Source organism: Celeribacter baekdonensis, assembly GCF_900102315.1.
GTDB classification, from domain to species: domain Bacteria; phylum Pseudomonadota; class Alphaproteobacteria; order Rhodobacterales; family Rhodobacteraceae; genus Celeribacter; species Celeribacter baekdonensis.
Genome location: NZ_FNBL01000010.1, coordinates 101983 through 119461 on the forward strand (window position 1 = coordinate 101983; position 17479 = coordinate 119461).

Annotated in this window: 18 protein-coding genes and 3 pseudogenes; 6 read left to right on the forward strand and 15 right to left on the reverse strand. The window is 59.2% G+C overall.

What is annotated here, in order from left to right; translation table 11 throughout:
* Positions 1 to 4 precede the first annotated feature (4 nt).
* On the reverse strand, positions 5 to 574 hold the full coding sequence (locus BLT54_RS15780) for an IclR family transcriptional regulator (RefSeq protein ID WP_245708023.1): 570 nt from the start codon (positions 572 to 574) through the stop codon (positions 5 to 7).
* Between the two features lie 5 nt (positions 575 to 579).
* Between BLT54_RS15780 and BLT54_RS22845 the strand changes: the two genes are divergently transcribed.
* Entirely contained in the window at positions 580 to 837 is a 258-nt protein-coding gene (locus BLT54_RS22845) for a helix-turn-helix domain-containing protein (protein WP_245708024.1), read from the forward strand.
* Positions 838 to 889: 52 nt separating this feature from the next.
* Here the strand turns inward: BLT54_RS22845 and iolB are convergent, their stop codons facing one another.
* From iolB to BLT54_RS15825, 8 genes are all read right to left on the reverse strand, one after another.
* On the reverse strand, positions 890 to 1717 hold the full coding sequence (gene iolB, locus BLT54_RS15790) for a 5-deoxy-glucuronate isomerase (RefSeq protein WP_074646260.1): 828 nt from the start codon (positions 1715 to 1717) through the stop codon (positions 890 to 892).
* Positions 1718 to 1745: 28 nt separating this feature from the next.
* Positions 1746 to 2648, reverse strand: a complete 903-nt coding sequence (gene iolE / locus BLT54_RS15795; RefSeq protein ID WP_074646261.1) for a myo-inosose-2 dehydratase — start codon at positions 2646 to 2648, stop codon at positions 1746 to 1748.
* 111 nt (positions 2649 to 2759) lie between these two features.
* A complete protein-coding gene (gene iolD / locus BLT54_RS15800) occupies positions 2760 to 4595 on the reverse strand; it encodes a 3D-(3,5/4)-trihydroxycyclohexane-1,2-dione acylhydrolase (decyclizing) (protein ID WP_074646262.1) in 1836 nt (611 codons plus the stop codon).
* Positions 4592 to 6505, reverse strand: a complete 1914-nt coding sequence (locus BLT54_RS15805) for a bifunctional 5-dehydro-2-deoxygluconokinase/5-dehydro-2-deoxyphosphogluconate aldolase (protein WP_074646263.1) — start codon at positions 6503 to 6505, stop codon at positions 4592 to 4594. Before BLT54_RS15805 ends, iolD begins: the two co-directional genes overlap by 4 nt.
* Positions 6505 to 7326, reverse strand: a complete 822-nt coding sequence (locus tag BLT54_RS15810) for an ATP-binding cassette domain-containing protein (protein ID WP_074646264.1) — start codon at positions 7324 to 7326, stop codon at positions 6505 to 6507. Before BLT54_RS15810 ends, BLT54_RS15805 begins: the two co-directional genes overlap by 1 nt.
* Position 7327: 1 nt before the next feature.
* Entirely contained in the window at positions 7328 to 8434 is a 1107-nt protein-coding gene (locus tag BLT54_RS15815) for an ABC transporter permease (RefSeq protein WP_074646265.1), read from the reverse strand.
* A 99-nt stretch (positions 8435 to 8533) separates the two neighbouring features.
* On the reverse strand, positions 8534 to 9460 hold the full coding sequence (locus tag BLT54_RS15820) for a sugar ABC transporter substrate-binding protein (RefSeq protein ID WP_074646266.1): 927 nt from the start codon (positions 9458 to 9460) through the stop codon (positions 8534 to 8536).
* 183 nt (positions 9461 to 9643) lie between these two features.
* Complete coding sequence (locus BLT54_RS15825; protein ID WP_074646267.1) at positions 9644 to 10480, reverse strand: MurR/RpiR family transcriptional regulator; 837 nt, start codon at positions 10478 to 10480, stop codon at positions 9644 to 9646.
* Between the two features lie 151 nt (positions 10481 to 10631).
* Between BLT54_RS15825 and BLT54_RS15830 the strand changes: the two genes are divergently transcribed.
* From BLT54_RS15830 to BLT54_RS22260, 3 genes are read left to right on the forward strand one after another with little or no spacing between them, the layout of a single operon-like run.
* Positions 10632 to 11750 (forward strand): Gfo/Idh/MocA family protein, encoded by a 1119-nt coding sequence (locus BLT54_RS15830; protein ID WP_074646268.1) that lies wholly within the window; start codon positions 10632 to 10634, stop codon positions 11748 to 11750.
* A 20-nt stretch (positions 11751 to 11770) separates the two neighbouring features.
* Complete coding sequence (iolG, locus tag BLT54_RS15835) at positions 11771 to 12784, forward strand: inositol 2-dehydrogenase (protein ID WP_074646269.1); 1014 nt, start codon at positions 11771 to 11773, stop codon at positions 12782 to 12784.
* Positions 12781 to 12999 (forward strand): hypothetical protein, encoded by a 219-nt coding sequence (locus tag BLT54_RS22260; protein ID WP_143026850.1) that lies wholly within the window; start codon positions 12781 to 12783, stop codon positions 12997 to 12999. Before iolG ends, BLT54_RS22260 begins: the two co-directional genes overlap by 4 nt.
* Here BLT54_RS22260 and BLT54_RS15840 read toward each other — a convergent pair.
* Positions 12936 to 13355 (reverse strand): annotated as a pseudogene (locus BLT54_RS15840) (IS6 family transposase); the annotation flags it as partial. The gene BLT54_RS22260 and the pseudogene BLT54_RS15840 overlap by 64 nt on opposite strands.
* A gap of 62 nt (positions 13356 to 13417) precedes the next feature.
* Here BLT54_RS15840 and BLT54_RS15845 point away from each other — a divergent pair.
* Positions 13418 to 13766 (forward strand): annotated as a pseudogene (locus BLT54_RS15845) (IS6 family transposase); the annotation flags it as partial.
* 476 nt (positions 13767 to 14242) lie between these two features.
* On the opposite strand, the gene mobI reads toward BLT54_RS15845, so the two are convergent.
* Complete coding sequence (gene mobI / locus BLT54_RS23135; protein WP_425429338.1) at positions 14243 to 14590, reverse strand: conjugative transfer protein MobI(A/C); 348 nt, start codon at positions 14588 to 14590, stop codon at positions 14243 to 14245.
* Between the two features lie 295 nt (positions 14591 to 14885).
* Here mobI and BLT54_RS15855 point away from each other — a divergent pair.
* A pseudogene (locus tag BLT54_RS15855) lies at positions 14886 to 15071 on the forward strand (hypothetical protein); the annotation flags it as partial.
* A gap of 412 nt (positions 15072 to 15483) precedes the next feature.
* Here the strand turns inward: BLT54_RS15855 and BLT54_RS22850 are convergent.
* From BLT54_RS22850 to scpB, 4 genes are all read right to left on the reverse strand, one after another.
* A complete protein-coding gene (locus BLT54_RS22850) occupies positions 15484 to 15984 on the reverse strand; it encodes a DUF4143 domain-containing protein (protein ID WP_245708026.1) in 501 nt (166 codons plus the stop codon).
* Positions 15957 to 16556, reverse strand: a complete 600-nt coding sequence (locus BLT54_RS22855; RefSeq protein WP_245708027.1) for an ATP-binding protein — start codon at positions 16554 to 16556, stop codon at positions 15957 to 15959. Before BLT54_RS22855 ends, BLT54_RS22850 begins: the two co-directional genes overlap by 28 nt.
* The gene (locus tag BLT54_RS22860; RefSeq protein WP_245708028.1) at positions 16540 to 16755 is read right to left on the reverse strand and encodes a hypothetical protein; all 216 of its coding nucleotides are present in this window, start codon (positions 16753 to 16755) and stop codon (positions 16540 to 16542) included. Before BLT54_RS22860 ends, BLT54_RS22855 begins: the two co-directional genes overlap by 17 nt.
* Before the next feature lie 75 nt (positions 16756 to 16830).
* Positions 16831 to 17412, reverse strand: coding sequence for an SMC-Scp complex subunit ScpB (gene scpB, locus BLT54_RS15865; protein ID WP_074646272.1), 582 nt, complete (start codon positions 17410 to 17412; stop codon positions 16831 to 16833).
* Positions 17413 to 17479 lie beyond the last annotated feature (67 nt).

Genomic DNA, 17479 nt, shown 5'->3' on the forward strand with positions numbered 1-17479 from the left:
GCAATCAAGCCACGCCCCGGGCACTGCTGGCATAGCCCAAATCGCGGGAAATGCCCTGAGCTGCCAGATGGATTTCATGGGCGAGCTTTCTCAAACCCTCATCATCGATTCGGCTGGCAATAGAGGAGGCGCTGATAGCGGCGACTGGATGACCAGTATGATCGAAAACTGGAGCAGCCGCGCAGCGTATTCCGATTTCGCATTCCTCATCGTCGATCGCCCAGCCTTGCCGTTTCACTCGGTCCAGTTCCGCGCGAAATTGCACGGGATCGGTGATTGAGTTGGGGGTCGCCGCCACAAGTCCCTGTCCAACCAACGCTTCGACACGTTCGGGCGCGGACAACGCGAGGATGGCTTTGCCCAATGCGGTGGAAACTGCCTGCCGCCGCAGCCCGACAGAAGAAGCCAACCGGGCCCCTTTCAACGTTTCGTACTTGTCGATGTAGACGACCATATCGCCATCGACGACACCAAGATGTGCAGTCAGAGCAGTCCGCTCTACGAGGTCGGAAACTACCGGCTGAGCAACGCGGCGCAGATCCAAACCGCCAAAGCACTGCGCTGAAAGAAGCAAGATGCGTGGCCCTGGATTGTATTGCCCCGAAGCGTCGTCTTGCTCGGCAAAACCGGCGGCTGAGCACCGAAAACACGTCTTTTCAAACGATCAAAGACGGGCTGCGGCGGGATCTGGCGATCCGTGATCTCGCTGCAGGCAAAAGCATCAACGCGATTGCGCAGGATACGGGCTTTGCCTCAACTGCGAATTTTCACCGTGCTTTCAAGCAGTGGGCAGGCACGACGCCTGTCACCTATCGCCGAACCCTTGCTCGCCCATAGCAGCAAAACACTGCCTGATGCACAGCAACGGGCAGTGTCGGGCGCTCTCCACTCATGGTGCATCGCGCCTTGCGATCCAGTCGTGATCGGGATGGTTCTTGAACCGCCAGTTGCGGCGTGGGCCGGCCATGACGTTGAGATAATACATCTCGTAGCCGTAAGGCGCGCCGCAGGGATGATGGCCCTTGGGCACAAGTGTCACATCATGGCTGGAGACCGACATCGTTTCATCCAGCGATCCATCTTCCGTCCAGACGCGCTGGTGGCCATAACCCTGATCAGGGTTCAACCGGTGATAATAGGTCTCCTCGAGATAGGTCATATTCGGGAAGTCATCCTCATCATGCCGATGCGGCGGATAGGAGGACCAATGGCCCGAAGGGGTGAAGACCTCCGTCACCAGAAGGCTATCGGCGACATCCCGATCTTCCATCGCGATATTGTTGATATAGCGCGTGTTGGTCCCCTTGCCGCGCTCGGTCAGGCTGATCCCCTCCGGCCCCAAGCGCCGCGCTCTATGGCCCGAATGACCCGGCGCAGTGCAGACGGCAAGAGTACAATCGCTGGTGGCTTTTGCAGACCAATCCGAGCCATTGGGGATATAGGCGCAATGTGGCGGTGTCTTCTCGAACACGCTCATCCGCTCGCCCATCTCGCCAAAATCCTTGCCGCCGCCCGCGATCTCGGCCTTGCCCTCGACAAGCACCAAGATCACTTCGCGGTCACCGGTTTCCTCGGCCACGTTCTCACCCGCTTTCAGGCGGTAGAGACCAAAGCCGACATAGCCCCAATCAGGGCTTTTCGGCCCCTTGGCACTGGCAACGGTGATGTCATGCACCTTTCCTGCGGTGCCACTCGGGCGCCTGAGCAAATCCGACATGAAATCTCTCCTTCCTTGAGCCTGCCGATCAACCGATCAGGCCGACCTCTTTCGCGAGGGTTTTAAGGGTTTTGAGGCCCAGCGATTGATAGGTGAGCGGGTTGCGCTGATCGGGATCTTGCTCGGCTTCGATCACGATCCAGCCATCATAGCCATGCTCTGCCAGAACCCCGAGGCAGTCGCGGAAATCGACCGCGCCCTCGGTATCCCCTGGAACAGTAAAGACGCCGCGCCGCACACCCTCCAAAAAGCTGAGATGCTGCGCGCGGACCTCTGCCATCATCGCGCCGCGGATGTTCTTGGCGTGGAAATGGCTCACGCGGTCAATGTGCTTGCGCAGGTAAGGCGCAGGATCGGCCCCGTTCGAGCCAAAGTAGAAATGCCCCGCATCGAACAGCAGCCGCGTCTCAGGGCCGGTGGCGTCCATGAACAGGTCGATCTCGGCAGGGGTTTCGACGACGGTGCCCATGTGATGGTGATAGGTCAGCGGCAAGCCCTCTGCGGCACAATGCGCGGCGACGGCCTCGACCTTCGCGCCGAATGCGGCCCATTGCTCTGGGGCCAGCGCGGGGCTGTCCCGCAGAGGCGCATTATCATTGCCGTGGATCGCGTTCGAGGTCTCGCAGGCGATGCAAACCGTGCAGCCCATCGCCTTGAGCCGATCGAGATGCGGTTGGATCATCGCGATCTCTTCCTCGACAGAGCGCTCCAGCAGGTTGAGCGAATACCAAGCAGAGATGAAGGCGAGCCCGTGCGGCGCGAGCACCGCTTTCAGCTCTTGCGCATCCCATGGCATCTTATGGCCGTTCTCGATGCCGTCGAAGCCGATCTGGCCCGCCTCCGTGAGGCATTGCTCCAGCGAGATATGTGCGCCGAGGGTCTGGTCATCATCATTGGACCACGCGATGGGGTTTGTTCCGAAACGGATCATGGACTTTGTCCTAGTGTTAAGGGTCTGTGTGCGAAAATCTGGTTGGCAGGATCGGGTTGGGTGGGAGGGCAATGCTTCGCACCGCCGCAACCCGTTCTTTTGGAAAAGGCCTCAGCCCATCGCGCGGGCGCGCAACCGTGCCGCGTAGGCCGCGCGCTTTTCGCGCACCGCGTCCCGCTCGGAGACTTCCGGCACCGCGACATCCCACCACCAGCCGCCCTCTGCGGTATTGGGATAGGGATCGGTGTCGATCACCACGACATAGGGGCCGTTGATCTCAGGCGCCTTGGCCAGCGCGGCTTCCAGCTCCGCGATGGTTGTCACATGCAGGCTTGTCGCCCCCATCGCCGTCGCATGCGCTGCAAAATCAATCTTGGAATTTGCCCCCATATGCGAATGGGCCAAGAGGTTGTTGAACTCCGCCCCGCCCGTCCCCATTTGCAGCCGGTTGATGCAGCCATAGCCCCGGTTGTCCGTGAGGACGATGGTGAAGGAAATCCCCATCATCGCCGCCGTCGCCAGCTCGGAATTGGCCATCATATAGCTGCCGTCACCGACCATACAGATCACATCGCGCTCGGGCTGCGCCATCTTGATCCCCATCGCGCCTGCGACCTCATAGCCCATGCAGCTAAAGCCGTATTCCATATGGTAGCCGCCCGCGCGCGGCGCTTTCCACAGCTTGTGCAACTCGCCCGGCATGGTGCCCGCCGCGGACATCACCACTGTATCCTTGCCAGAGGCCCGTTGCACCGCGCCGATCACCTGTTGGTCGGTGGGCAAAGCATTCGCGTCCTTGCCCTGCGGCGCCGCAGTCAGCGGATCAACCGAGGCAAACCATTTCCCGCGCAGCGTCCAGTCCGCCTCAGGCGCTTTGAAGCCCCCGAGCGCCTGCGTCAGCTCGCCCAAGCCCCGCAGCGCATCGCATTGCAAAGGGGTCGCACCATGTTTCACCGCGTCATAGGCGGCAACATTAAGGCTGACGAGTTTACGCGCAGGGTTCTGGAACAGATGCCACGAGCCCGTCGTGAAATCCTGAAATCGGGTGCCAACACCCAGCACCAGATCGGCGGTCTCGCAGATCGCATTTGCGCTTGCGGCCCCCGTCACGCCCACCGGCCCGAAGTTCAGCGGATGATCCCATGCCAGCGCGGATTTGCCCGCCTGGCTCTCGACAACCGGAATTCCATGCCTCTCGGCGAAGGCTTGCAACGCCGCCGCAGCGCCCGAGAAATGCACCCCGCCGCCCGCGATGATCACAGGCGCTTTCGCCGCGCGGATCAGCTCCGCCACTTCGGCAAGTTCGGTTGCATCCGCGCCGATCCGGCGCTGACGCCAGATCTTCGGCGCGAAGAAGGCCTTGGGGTAGTCATAGGCCTCGGCCTGTACATCCTGACAGAAGGCAAGACACACCGGCCCGCACTCGGCAGGATCTGTCATCGTCGCAAAAGCGCGCGGCAAGGCGGTCAGCAAATGTTCGGGCCGCAGGATTCTATCAAAATACCGCACGACAGGTTTGAAGCAATCATTGGCGCTGATCGTGCCGTCGGTCCAATCCTCGATCTGTTGCAACACCGGATCCGGTCCGCGATTGGCAAACACATCACCGGGCAGCAGCAGGAGCGGCAAGCGGTTCACATGCGCCAAGGCGGCGGCGGTGACCATATTTGTCGCACCCGGCCCGATGGAAGAGGTCACCGCCATCGCGCGGCGGCGGCCCTGCTGTTTGGCATAGGCAATGGCGGCGTGGCACATCGTCTGCTCGTTATGGCCGCGATAGGTCTGGATTGCATCGCGCGACGCATAGAGCGCCTCACCCAAGCCTGCCACGTTTCCATGACCGAAGATCGCCCAAACACCGCCCAAGAACGGCACCCCGTCTTCGTTCAACTGGACCGAGATATATTTGACCAGCGCCTGTGCGGCGGTCAGCCGGATCGTGCTCATGCGGCTTTCTCCTGTGCAATCGCGCGCGCTTCGTCCCAATGGGCGCAGAGCCGCGCATAGGTTTGTGCCATTTGTGCTATGGCCACATCAGCAGCAATATCTCCGGTCATATAGGCTGCCGCCGCCTCCGCGAAAATAGTGCGGCCAACGGCAAACCCTTTGACAAGCGGGTAGCGCGCGGCCACTTTGAAACTGGCCACAAGTTCGGCCTCTTCTGCCGCCAACCCCAGCACGACGATGCCCCTGACATGGGGATCATTTTCCTTGATGGCAGCGCAGGCAAGCTGCCATGCCGCATCCGATGTCATCGGCTCGAGCTTCCACCAATCGGGATAGATGCCCAATTCATAGAACCGCCGGATGATCGCAGCATTGGTTCCATCCTTCACCTGTGCAACTTTGGAGGGGATCACTTCGAGGAGAAATTCCAAACGGTTGCGCCGCGCCGCCGTGAACAGCCGCAAGACGGTGGCTTCCTGTTGGGCTTTCATCTCGGCCGTGTCATCAGTGTGATAGAAGCACAGGCATTTGACCACGTGATCCAAAGGCCATTCCGACAGCCCTCCAAAATCGGGGCCCAGTTCCGGCTCCAGTTCCAGCGGCCGCGATCCGGGCCATTCCACCGGACGACCGATCCAAAGCCCCTGCCCCGCCGCTTTATAAAGCGCATCGCGACCCAAACGGTGATCGCACAATAGCCCGTAGCCCTGACGGCCTTTGGCCACGCGCGCGCAGGCGTCCAGACACAGCTCCTTGAACGCGCCGATCTTTTCAGGCGTGGCGCCATCCAACGCTTCCAACTGCATCCGGTGATCAAAGGCGAACACCCGCATCGTTGACCAATCGCCACTGCGGTTCGTGGCCCAATGGATCTGCTCCAAAGCCGCATCCTTGCGCAGGGCCTTCTCTTTCACGCCCCGTTTGAGGAAGAACTCCAGCTCCGTCCAAGACGGGTAAGCCGGCGCGCAGCCATGGCGCGAGACGGCGAACGCGCCACAGGCATTGGCATATTTCAACGCGGTCGGCCAATCCTCATCGTCCAGCCAGCCTTTCAGCAGGCCCGACATGAAGCCATCTCCCGCGCCCAGCACATTGAAGACCTCAATCGGGAAACCCTCGCCCCCCAGCCCGTCCTCGAGGTGATCGGGGATCGCACCCTCAAACGCCACCGCGCCATCCGCGCCGCGTTTGCACACCAGTGTGGCCTTGGATACGGCCCGCACCGCGCGCAGCGCCTTGATCGTATCGGTGGTGCCGCCCGCGATGTGGAACTCTTCCTCCGTGCCCACGATCAGATCGAAATGATGCAGCGTCGCTTGCAGCTTTGCCGTTACCGCCTCGGAGGCGATAAAGCGGTTCTCGCCATCGCCATGGCCGGAAAGCCCCCAGAGATTGGGGCGGTAATCAATATCGAGCGCGGTGCGCGCACCGTGTTTGCGCGCCAGCTCCAGCGTTTTGAGCACGGCCACTTCGGTGCGCGGGTGACTCAAATGCGTGCCGGTGGCGACAACCGAGCGCGATTGCGCCACAAAATCTTCCTCAATATCGTCTTCGCAAAGCGCCATATCGGCGCAGTTTTCGCGGTAGAAAATCAGCGGAAACTGTTCTTGATCGCGGATCCCCAGCAGCACCAGCGCTGTCAGGCGCTCCGGATCGGTTTTGATCCCGCGCGGGTCCACGCCTTCGCGCACCAACTGCTCGCGGATGAAACGGCCCATATGCTCATCGCCCACACGGGTAATCAGCGCCGATTTCAGCCCCAAGCGCGCCGTGCCCGCCGCCATATTGGTGGGGGAGCCACCGATATATTTCTGGAAGCTCCCCATATCTTCCAAACGGCCACCGATTTGCGCGCCGTAAAGATCCACGGAGGAGCGCCCGATCGTAATCAGATCCAGCGTCTTTTGCATCAAACCGTCCCTCCCAGAGACCCTTCGAGCTGGGCGAGCTCTTGCCCGCCTGCCATGAGATCTTGCAACTGTTCGGGCGTGATCTCGCCGCGTGCTGCCGTGCCCAAAGTCTGGCCGCGATTGAGAACGGTAAACCGATCCCCCACCGCCAAAGCATGGCGCACGTTATGGCTGATGAACACCACGCCCACGCCTTGCTTGCGCACGCGGTCAATCGTCGCCAGCACATTGGAGGTTTGCCGCACGCCGAGCGCCGATGTCGGCTCGTCCAAAATCAGCACTTTCGCACCGAAATGCACCGCCCGTGCAATCGCGACCGTCTGCCGCTCGCCGCCAGACAGCGTGCCAACCGCCTGATCCGGTCCGCGCAGATTGATCCCCATCTCGCGCATCGCGTTGACGGTGATCTCGTTCATCTTCTTGATGTCCATCCGCTTGAACGGCCCACGGCCCGTTGTCGGTTCGCGACCCATGAAGAAGTTCCGCGTGACACTCATCAGCGGGATCATCGCGAGATCCTGGAACACGGTGGCAATCCCCGCCTCCATCGCATCGCGCGGGCTGGAGAAATCCATCGCCTTGCCGTTGATGGTGATCTCGCCCTTGGTGGGCTTATGCACGCCCGACATGGTTTTGATAAAGGTCGATTTGCCTGCGCCATTGTCGCCCAAAAGGCAATGGCATTCGCCCGGCCGCACATCGAAGCTGACGCCTGCGAGTGCAATAATATTGCCGAAATGCTTTTCGATATTCTTCATCTCGATAATCGGCTTGGCGGATGCCACAGCAGAGCCGTGATGGAATGTGGTATCGTCCGTCATATCAACGCTCCCCCGTCACACGCTTGCGGATGTAATTGTTGAACAGAACCGCGATCAGCAGCATCCCGCCCAAGAAGACCTGAAACCAGTCCTGATCGAAGCTGGTGTAGCTCAATCCGATGACCACCATGCCGAAGATGATCGAGCCGAAGAAGGCCCCGATCGCCGAGCCGTAGCCCCCCGTGAGCAGACAGCCGCCGATCACCGCCGCGATAATCGCCTCGAATTCCTTCATGAATCCGCGCCGCGCATCGGTGGAGCCCGCATCCATCACCGTGATGATGGCGACAAGCGCCGCGCAGCAGGCGGTGAACATGAAGAGCGAGATTTTGATCTTGCGCACCGGAACACCGGAATTGGAGGCCGCATTGCGATCCCCGCCCGCCGCAAAGATCCAGTTGCCATAGGGCGTGCGCAGCAAAACGAAAGTGGCGACCAGCGTCAGCCCGATGAACCATAGAATCTCGACCGGAATACCGGGCACTTTCGGCGCGCCATTGTTGAATGTCTCGACAACGCCAATGCTTGCCAACCATGTAAACAGCCCGCCAAACGCATCGCCCGAAAACAGCGGGATCAGGAAATCCCCTTCAATCGCATCGCGCACGCCGCGCAGCTGCGTCGAGCCGCCCGTGGCCAGCTTCAGTCCGACGAGAGAGATCCCGCGCAGCACGAAGAGGAAGGCCAGTGTAACGATAAAGGATGGCAGACCGGTTTTGAGCACAATGGAGCCATTCACCGCGCCAACCAGTGCCGCAAAAACGAAGGTGAGCGGGATTGCGATGATCAGCGGCAGGCCAAATGTCACAACACAAGCGCCGAAGATCAGCCCCGCAAAGGCAACCATCGACCCGATGGACAGATCAAACTCGCCACCGATCATCAAAAGCGCCGCGCCAATCGCGAGGATACCCAGCTGCGAGGCTGGCGTCATGAAATTCATGATGCCGGACAGGGTGAACATCGCGCTATCGGCGGTGAACAGAAAGAAAATCGTGACAAGGATAACGCCAGCGATGGCCCCAAGCTCTGGGCGCTTCATCAAACGGGCACTGAAGGACTCACGCTTGAGCCGTTCGTCGGAATTGATTTGGGCTGTGTCGGCCATTGCCGGTCTCCCTCCCGGATGAGGTATGGATATAACAAGGCCGCGACGCGGAGCGCACCGCGGCCTCAATGCATTCAAGACCTGTCAGTCAGGTTTGGATCAGCGAATACCCTTGGCCGAGAGATCAACCACCTGCGCCGCTTTTTCCTGCGTGATCAAGTTCGGGCCGGAGGGCACGTTACCGCCCGGGATCAAACCATATTCCGCATTGAGCGCGAGGAAGATCACCGGAAGATACCCTTGCAGGAATTGCTGCTGATCGATGCCGAAAGAGGCGCGGCCATCGGCAACAGCTTCCAGAAAGCCCGCCGAAAGATCGAAGGTCGCGACATTGACCTCACCCGTGCGGCCAACCGCTTCCACGGCGGCAATTGACGGCTCGCCAACCAGCGATGCGCCAAGGCCCATGATTGTATCGATATCAGGGTTGGATTCGAGCGCGGCTTTCACCTTCGCTTGCACCTCAGCCGGATCATTCTGCGTCGGGATCACGTCAACCTTGCCGCCGAACCCTTCGGAGAAGCCCGCACAGCGCTGGTCAAGCGAGACGTTGCCCACTTCCTGATTCACACAGATGCCGGTTTTGCCGCCCATCGAGGCCAGTTTCTCGCCCGCAGCTTTACCCGCATCGAACTCATCCTGACCAACATGAAGCAGCGCACCCAGCGACTTGGAGACGTCAGAGCCGGAGTTCATTGAGATCACCGGAATGCCTGCGGCCACAGCGCGCTGGATCGACGGGGACAGCGCATCCGCATCGGGGATCGAAACCACAAGGCCGTCAGGCTCTTGGTTCACGGCCGCGTCAATCAGCTGGCTCATCGCCACCATGTCGAAGGTTTCGGGCGCACGGTAGTCCACCGTTGCGCCGGAGTCTTTTGCCGCCTTGTCGACGCCGTTTTTCACGACGGACCAGAACGGATCATTCGCCTGCCCATGCGACACGACGATGATATCTTGCGCGAAAGCTGGCGCGGCAAGTGCCAGAGCCATAGCGGTCGCAGTCACTTTAACGAATTTGGTCATGTTTCCTCCCTAGACCGTTTTGGGGCGTTCCTCTTCGCCCGACGACCAGCGTGATGCTGGAGCGCATCACCTCGCGGCATCAGCCGCTCAGCGCCTTTCAGCGGGATGATTCCCCCTCCCGCCTCGGTAATGGAATTAATATTCCATTTTTTTGAGAAAGGCAACCGTTCTATTCTTGAAGTTTCACGCGCCCGTTCCAAGCAGGCTGCCCGCGCCCACCGCGATCGTCGTCGCCAAAGTCATTGAGGCGATCGGCACCCGAAACGCACCGGAATCCACCTCCCGTGCAATCAGCTGGGCCGCTGCGAGCTTCGCCAAGGGGCAATCCGCCGAATCTGTCAGCAGAATCACGGGCACCCCTTTTACATGGGCGGCCTCTGCAATGCCCCGCGTTTCCTGTGCGAAAGGCGCGAAAGTCACTGCAAAAAGCACATCCCCTGATTGGATCGAGGCTGTATATTCAACGCCCGCTATGCCCGTATGCACAATGCAGGGGATCTCCATTTTTTGCAGCATATACCCCATATAACTCACTACCGGATAGGAACGCCGCACCCCGACCAGATGCACGACGCGCGCCCGCGCGATCTGCTCAATTGCGGCTGTCAACTGCTCCACGCCATCGTTATTCGATAGAGAAATAAGGGATTTGTGGCCCGCTTCAATGAAATCGGCCAGAAGTCGTGCGCCGCCATGCCCACCGCGTGCGCGCAGATCGCTTAGCCGTTCGGGATAGTCCGGACGCGATTGCGCATACTCCGCGCGAAACAGCGCCTGCATCTCGGAATAGCCAGAGAAACCAAGTGCCTGACAAAACCGCATGAAAGCCGAAGGGGCAACGCCCGCAGCGGCGGAAATCTCCGCCACCGTAGAGACGGCAATCAGGTTGATATTCGCGCGCAGATATTCCGCGCACTGCCGCAAGCGCTTGGGAAGCGAGCCGCCAATCCGATCCAGCCGCGCCATAAGCTGCGTGATCGTCTCTGGCGGGTCCTGCGGGCCGTCCGATATGCTTTCCATCTGTATACTCCCCCTTGACAGATATTAGTAATATAGCGAATAGAGAATTGGAATAAAAATTCTGATTTTTTCAAAATCCAAACGAGATCAGGATCTATTCGGGACGAATGGCAAGACGGTAAGCTAGGCCGTGCTCGGGGGAGGAGCAATCATGAAAACTCTAGGGCTTGCCCTAATCGGAACGGGTTACATGGGCAAGGCCCATGCGCTCGCGTATCGTGCGGCGCGGGCGGTCTTCGGCGATCTGCCAGAGGTGCGGTTGATGTGGCTTTGCGATCAGACGGACGATCTTGCGCACAAGATGGCAGATCAGTTTGGCTTTCAACATGCCACAACCGATTGGCGCGCAATGGTCCGCGCTGAGGAGGTCGATATCGTCTCGATCACCAGCCCCAACGCGTTTCACTATGAGATGGCGCTGGCGGCAATTGAGGCGGGCAAACATGTGCATTGCGAAAAGCCGCTCTCGCTGACGCTGGATCAGGCGCGCGCGATGGAAGAGGCCGCGCGCAAGCACGGCGTGAAAACCATGGTCGGCTATAATTACACGCATAACCCTGCCTTCCGGCATGCGCAGCGGTTGATTGCGGAGGGCGCGATTGGTGATCTTGTGCATTTCCGTGGCTGGGTCGATGAGGATTATCAGGCCGATCCCGATCTGCCATGGAGCTGGCGCGCCACCCGCACGCAGGCGGGGCTAGGGACGCTGGGTGATCTCGGCTGCCATCTGGTTTCGCTCGCCTACGGGTTGATGGGGCCAATCGACAGCCTGATCGCGGATACGCAGATCATCCATACCACCCGCCCCGTGGCCAATTCCGATACCCGCGCCGCGGTGGAGAACGAAGACACCGCCTCCGCCATCGTGCGTTTTGCCAGCGGGGCACAAGGCACTTTGTGCACCTCCCGCTCGGCTTGGGGGCGCAAGAACCGTCTGGATTGGGAAGTTCACGGCACCAAAGGCATGATTACCTTCGCGCAGGAACGCCTCAACGAATTGCAGATCTACCAGAACGAGGGGCCTGTCGCGCAGCAGGGCTTCCGCACGATCCTGACCGGCCCCGCCCACGCGCCCTACGGGGATTTCTGCCCTGCTGCCGGCCATCAACTCGGCTTTGGGGATCTCAAAACCATCGAAGTTGCCGCCTTCCTGCGCTGGATCGCGGGCGGGCCGCAAAGCGCCCCCAGCTTTACCGACGCCCTCCCGTTCGAGGCCGTCATCCACGCAATTGACGCCAGCGCCCGCAGCGGCCAGCGCATCACCCTCTAACTGTTCCCGAAAGGACCGTCATGACACTCAACGTCGCTCTCTTCGGCGCAGGCCGGATCGGCAAAGTTCACGCCGCCTCGATCAAATCCGATCCCCGCGCCCGTCTCGTCGCTGTCACCGATGTGATGGAAGAGGCCGCGCAAGCCCTCGCCACCGAGCACGGGATTGCCGTGCGCAGCGCGGAGGACATCCTCAACGACAGCAGCATCGACGCGATCCTGATTGCCTCCTCCACCAATACCCATGCCGATCTGATCGAGCGTGGCGTGGCGGCGGGCAAGGCGGTGTTCTGTGAAAAGCCGATTGATCTGGATCTGGCGCGCGCGCTCAAGGTTCGCACCTCTGTCGCGGCCAGCGGCAAGCCGGTGATGATGGGCTTCAACCGCCGGTTTGATCCAAATTTCGCCGCCCTCAAAGCCGCGTTTGCGGCGGGCGAGATTGGCAAGGGTGAGTTGCTTTCCGTCACCTCCTACGATCCGGCCCCACCGCCTGTGAGCTATGTGAAGGTCTCGGGCGGGCTGTTCCGCGATATGATGATCCATGATTTCGATATGTGCTGCTGGCTGTTCGGCCTACCCGAAAAAGTCACCGCGACAGGCTCGTGTCTTGTCGATCCGGCGATTGGAGCGGCGGGCGATGTGGATACCGCCGTCGTCATCCTGCATTACGCAGACGGGCGTATTGCCACGATCCGCAACTCCCGCCGCGCGGTCTTTGGCTATGATCAACGGCTTGAACTCCTCGGCTCTGAGGGCCTCCTCTCGGTCGAGAACCAGCTTGAGAGCACGCTGAGCAAATCCACCGCGTCGGGCGTCAGCTCGGCCAAGCCGCAGCTGTTCTTCCTTGAGCGCTACATGCGCGCCTATGAAACGGAATGGGCGGGCTTCCTTGACGCGCTTACTTCCGGCACGGCAACGCCCGCGACCGTGCAAGATGGCGTCAACGCTCTGGCGCTCGCCGAGGCGGCCAATATCTCGCATCGCGAGGGCCGCACTGTGACAATCACCGCTGAGATGGTCGGAGCCACGTCATGAAGATCGGCTGCTGCAGATGGATCTTCGGCGGTGAACCCCTCGCCCTGAGTGCCGCGCAGATGCAGCGCGCGGGGCTCGACGGGATGGAACTGTTCGGAGGGGATCGTCAAGTTATCGGCATTCTTGGCAGCGAAAGCCGGGACACGAGATATCAAGCAGCCTTTAGCTCACGTGTGATGTCGTCCCGGATCCAATGTGCGTCGGCTCTGGATTGACGGCAGCAAGCGGCAGACAGGGTGTGGCGGCGCGGGCGGAAGATATTTTGGACTTGATCATGAATGGAGAGAAATTGTTGCGCTTGGCCAGGCGATTTGAAACAGGCCATACATTTTTCTCGCCTTCAGGTCGGCCTGTGCGACCCTTCGGATCGATTGTTGAGACCTTTATGACTGCAATGCTCGATTCCCGGAGCAAGCTTCTTCAGGGCGGCTCCGTCACTTCGAAGTTTATCAGCGACAATCACCCGCGGCTCACCAAATGCCTTGAATAGCTTGCGGAAAAATCGACTTGCGGCCTGTTTGCTGCGCCGCGATTGGACAAGTATGTCGAGCACGTCGCCACGACTATCGACAGTGTTGTCACGTTAATGCCCTGGACATCGCTGGCTCATTGATCTGGGCGTAGGCGGTGTCGATGCAGACATTGAAAATCAACGACAAGCGCCACCGGTTTCCGCCCCAGATCATTGCTCATGTTGTCTGGCTCTACGTCCGGTTCAACTTGAGCCTGCGCGAGGTCGAGGAGTTGATGCTGAAACGTGGTGTGGACGTTTCGTATGAAACGGTCCGGCGCTGGACCGTCAAGTCTGGCCCCTTGATCGCCCATGGTCTACGGCGACGGCAGCCGCGCCCCGGGGATGTCGGACACCTGGACGAAGTCCTCGTGAAGATCGCGGGCCGATCATACTGGCTGGCGGGCGGTTGATCAACAGGGCGTCGTTCTTGAGGAAATCCTGCAATCGAAGCGAGACAAGCGCGCCGCCGTGCCGCCCTCACCATCCGCTACAATAGGCTCGAAGCACTCGAGGCCTGGAACTATGCGGAAAATGTCGCCTGAGCATCGACCACTACGCCCACTCACAAGCCGGTCGAGTTAATGTGACAACACTCTTAAAACCTCAGACAATCACAGAAAAGACGGCACCAATGAGGTGGTTACGTTGTTGTCATGGAATTGGGCGCCCCGTCTCGAGCACTGACTCTCAAGCCACATAAGCCGCGGCATCAATGGCCCGGTTACGGATCACGCAAAGCGGTGATGGTATCTCTCGTCATGTGACATATCCCTTTCTCTGCGAGAATTGACGGCGTCTTCAACACCGCCATGATATGCCACCCCTCAGGGGCCATCACCAACTTTTAGCTATAGCTCAGCATTCCCGCAGGCCCCTGCCGGAACGTATCCTTGCCCGCACCTGAGCTGCGATCCGCGGAGAGAATTTCACCTCCCTGCGGCTTCTCAGTCCGCCGCAGACATTTTTTGAACTTCCCTGTAAACACTGTACCAAAATGACACGCGTCGGCGAAGTTCTGCCGCATTCTTTTCGATCTCAACCAGCATGGTTCGAAGTGGTTCGTCGTAAACGTCAAAAATGTCATTTCGATATTTGAAATTTCGCCGTCCCGGAACAACCGTTGTAATCCATCCTTTTCCAGATATTTTGTTATATTTTCTACCTGTCATGCGCGACCAGACTATTCGGCCTTGGAACGGTGTGCTTGCGCCCTTAACTTGTAAAAAAATCGGTGGGCGCCTTTTGTTTACTTGGTCATGATCTTTTATGAATTCCCTTACGATGACCTGCAATTCGCGAGCTTGCTACATAAGCTCGATCTCTATCTCGGGAAGATTTTCGGTTAGCCCTACGTACATGTGAGCTTCAGCGGGCAAAGCTGTCGCATATATAAGTTCCCTAGCTGGCATATTGCCCGTCCTCAGATGATGAAGTTTCACACCAATAGATCATTTTGACGACCATAGTGAGAGGATGCGTTAACATTTTATTTGTGTTTTTTCTTAACTTAGGGGGGCGTTTTCGTACATACAGAGATCCCATAATTATGTTAATATAGGATGTTAAAGTGTACAAAATGACTATGGGATGTTAGGGTGTACGAAAATACTGCTGAAAGGTTACCGTTTCCCACGCGAGATCATCGCCTATGATGCCGTCTGGGCCTACAGTCGTTTTGCCCTCAGCCCAGCTGATGCCGGTGTTCTGCTCGCCAAGCGAGGCGTGACCGTGAGCCGAGAGACGGTTCGAAAATTTGGGCTCAAGATTGATACCTAAACAAGACACTAGCGACCAGCGCGATTGCCGATATCCTGCGTTCCGTTCCCGGGATATGCCCAGTTTCCAGCACGATGCCGATCGCAGAAATGCCGGAACTCGGTCAGATCTCTGGCGAGCAAGCTGCTGCTCTCACAGGCTTGGCCCCATTGCACATGGCAGAGGCGCGATGCGCGGTAAGCGCGCTATTGGCGACGGATGGCGGCTGCTACGGCATGCCTTGTTCCAGGCTGCTCTTGTCGCAAGACATCACAATCCAGTCCTAAAAACCTGAGCCGCTCGTCTGCGAGACGCTGGAAAGCCACACAAGGTCGTCACGACAGCCATGCCCGAATGCTCGTCACAATCGTCAACGCCCTCTACAAACCAAGACAGAAATGGGCTGTTCCAGAAAGTTGAAGTACAGCCCCTAGTTCAAGTCCACCGCAGCCCAAAGCGTACTGAGCGGCAGTGCGAAGTTGCCCTCTCCCATGGTCAGCTTTTCCTGCCCGAGGTAGAATACGATCCCTATGGTGCTACGCCCTTTTCCCGGCCCATCGTGGGCGAACCATTTCAGGTGCTTGAAATCGTCGGCGGCAACCGTGGTCGCGGCCTTGACTTCGACCCCAACCAGCCGATGTCCGCCATCGATCACCACGTCGATCTCTCGACGGTCAGCGCTGCGCCAATGATATAGTCGATAGTCTTCGTCCTGCATCGGCAAAGCACGCTGCAGCTCGCCGACAACGAAGCTCTCCAACAAACCACCCAAGGCTTCAGGACTATGGCCGATGTCAAACGATCTGTCATTCAGCCGGCGAAGCGCACTGGAAATTCCGGTATCCACGAAATGGAACTTCGGTTGCTTGATATTCCGTTTGCTCTCCCCTGGCATCCAAGCGCTCAGCTTGGTAACCAGTGAGAGACGCATGAGAATATCGAGGTACTGATCAACTGTCTCGCGTTTGAGCTTTGCCAGTTTGCCAATTCGGACGTGTTGATCTCTTGCGCAGTCCGTGCCGCCATTTGATCGATCAAAAATCGAAATGCATCGGGCTTCCGAACCGGCATGACGTCTGCGACGTCTCGATCCACCACTGCATCAATGTAGTCGCGATACTGCCGCTGCCGTGGTTGGGGAGGTAGCGCGCGGAGTTCGGGGTACCCGCCCATGAGAATGAGGTCTACATAGCCTTTGCGTTCCAAGTGTGCGGGATCAGATATCTGAGACAACGTTGGAGCGGACTGCATCGCCCAATCAATCAAACGGCTCGCCGACGCGCGATTGACCTCCGCGGTCGTCAGCGGCCAGAGTTTGAGCGTCTGCATCCGGCCCGCCAGCGAGTCCGCGACCTCCGCCGTTGTGAAGACATTGGATGACCCGGTAAAGACAAACTGCCCTTTCCGGCGGTTACGATCGACGATTTTCTTGATGGCCAAAGCGAGCTTCGGAGACCTTTGAGCCTCATCGATGATAATCGGCGCATCAGGCTGTTCTTTCACAAGACTTGTCAGCCTCCATCGCCGCCAGGATCGCTGTATCGTCCAGCGTGATGAAGCGGCCTTGCTTAAACAAGTCACGGACACGGGTCGTCTTATCGACCTGTCTTGGTCCGACAAGGTTGACAACTCGTGCAATTGTCAACGCTTCCTGCAGTTCAGGCGTCAGATGGCGCGGGAGGTATTCATCAATTTCGCTCATTTCACGAGATGCCCATTAGAACTTTCACTATCTGCTCCATACAGACCTCACCAAACAATCATCAGTCTCATCACTCTACGCTGCGCCAACCCCCGCATCCTGTAGCCCTTCGCGATCTGGGAGGTCGTGCAGGCTTTCCAACCCGAAGGCGACAAGAAACTGCTCAGTCGTGACGAAGGAATAGGGAGCGCCGCGCCGAGGCGACCGTGGCCCGGTTCCAATCAGATCGCGGGCATGCAGCCGCCCGATCAGATCGCGGCTGATCTCCTTGCCGAAGATGTCCTTGAGCCCGTCGCGCGTGATCGGCTGGTGATAGGCGATGGCCGCCAGGACCGCGACGTCGAATTCACTCAGGTCCAGCAGTTGATCCCCGACATCCGCCGCGGCGCGGATCGCGGGGGCGTAGGCGGGCCGGGTCCGAAACATCCACCCACCGGCAACCTTCGCCATTTCGAACGCCCGCCCCTCCAGATCGGCGGCAAGGTCCTCGACCAGCAGGTCCACCGAGGCCCCCTGCCCCACCACGCGGGCCAGATCCTCGCGCGGCACGGGTGAGGCGGATGCAAACAGCACCGCCTCGATCCGCCGCATCCATTCGCGCCAGCGCAGCTCGGGCGGCAGGTCGGCCAATTCGCGATCAAACCCTGACTCTGCCATTTTACACCCCGTACAGCCGGAAGGTGTCACGCCCGGTCAACTCGCGCACCGCGCCCAATTGGGGCCG

Coding starts and splice junctions, on each gene's coding strand:
- iolB (WP_074646260.1), bottom strand. CDS start 1,717: ATGTCGGATTTGCTCAGGCGCCCGAGTGGCACCGCAGGAAAGGTGCAT.
- iolE (WP_074646261.1), bottom strand. CDS start 2,648: ATGATCCGTTTCGGAACAAACCCCATCGCGTGGTCCAATGATGATGAC.
- iolD (WP_074646262.1), bottom strand. CDS start 4,595: ATGAGCACGATCCGGCTGACCGCCGCACAGGCGCTGGTCAAATATATC.
- BLT54_RS15805 (WP_074646263.1), bottom strand. CDS start 6,505: ATGCAAAAGACGCTGGATCTGATTACGATCGGGCGCTCCTCCGTGGAT.
- BLT54_RS15810 (WP_074646264.1), bottom strand. CDS start 7,326: ATGACGGACGATACCACATTCCATCACGGCTCTGCTGTGGCATCCGCC.
- BLT54_RS15815 (WP_074646265.1), bottom strand. CDS start 8,434: ATGGCCGACACAGCCCAAATCAATTCCGACGAACGGCTCAAGCGTGAG.
- BLT54_RS15820 (WP_074646266.1), bottom strand. CDS start 9,460: ATGACCAAATTCGTTAAAGTGACTGCGACCGCTATGGCTCTGGCACTT.
- BLT54_RS15825 (WP_074646267.1), bottom strand. CDS start 10,480: ATGGAAAGCATATCGGACGGCCCGCAGGACCCGCCAGAGACGATCACG.
- BLT54_RS15830 (WP_074646268.1), top strand. CDS start 10,632: ATGAAAACTCTAGGGCTTGCCCTAATCGGAACGGGTTACATGGGCAAG.
- iolG (WP_074646269.1), top strand. CDS start 11,771: ATGACACTCAACGTCGCTCTCTTCGGCGCAGGCCGGATCGGCAAAGTT.
- BLT54_RS22260 (WP_143026850.1), top strand. CDS start 12,781: ATGAAGATCGGCTGCTGCAGATGGATCTTCGGCGGTGAACCCCTCGCC.
- BLT54_RS22850 (WP_245708026.1), bottom strand. CDS start 15,984: ATGCGTCTCTCACTGGTTACCAAGCTGAGCGCTTGGATGCCAGGGGAG.
- BLT54_RS22860 (WP_245708028.1), bottom strand. CDS start 16,755: ATGAGCGAAATTGATGAATACCTCCCGCGCCATCTGACGCCTGAACTG.
- scpB (WP_074646272.1), bottom strand. CDS start 17,412: ATGGCAGAGTCAGGGTTTGATCGCGAATTGGCCGACCTGCCGCCCGAG.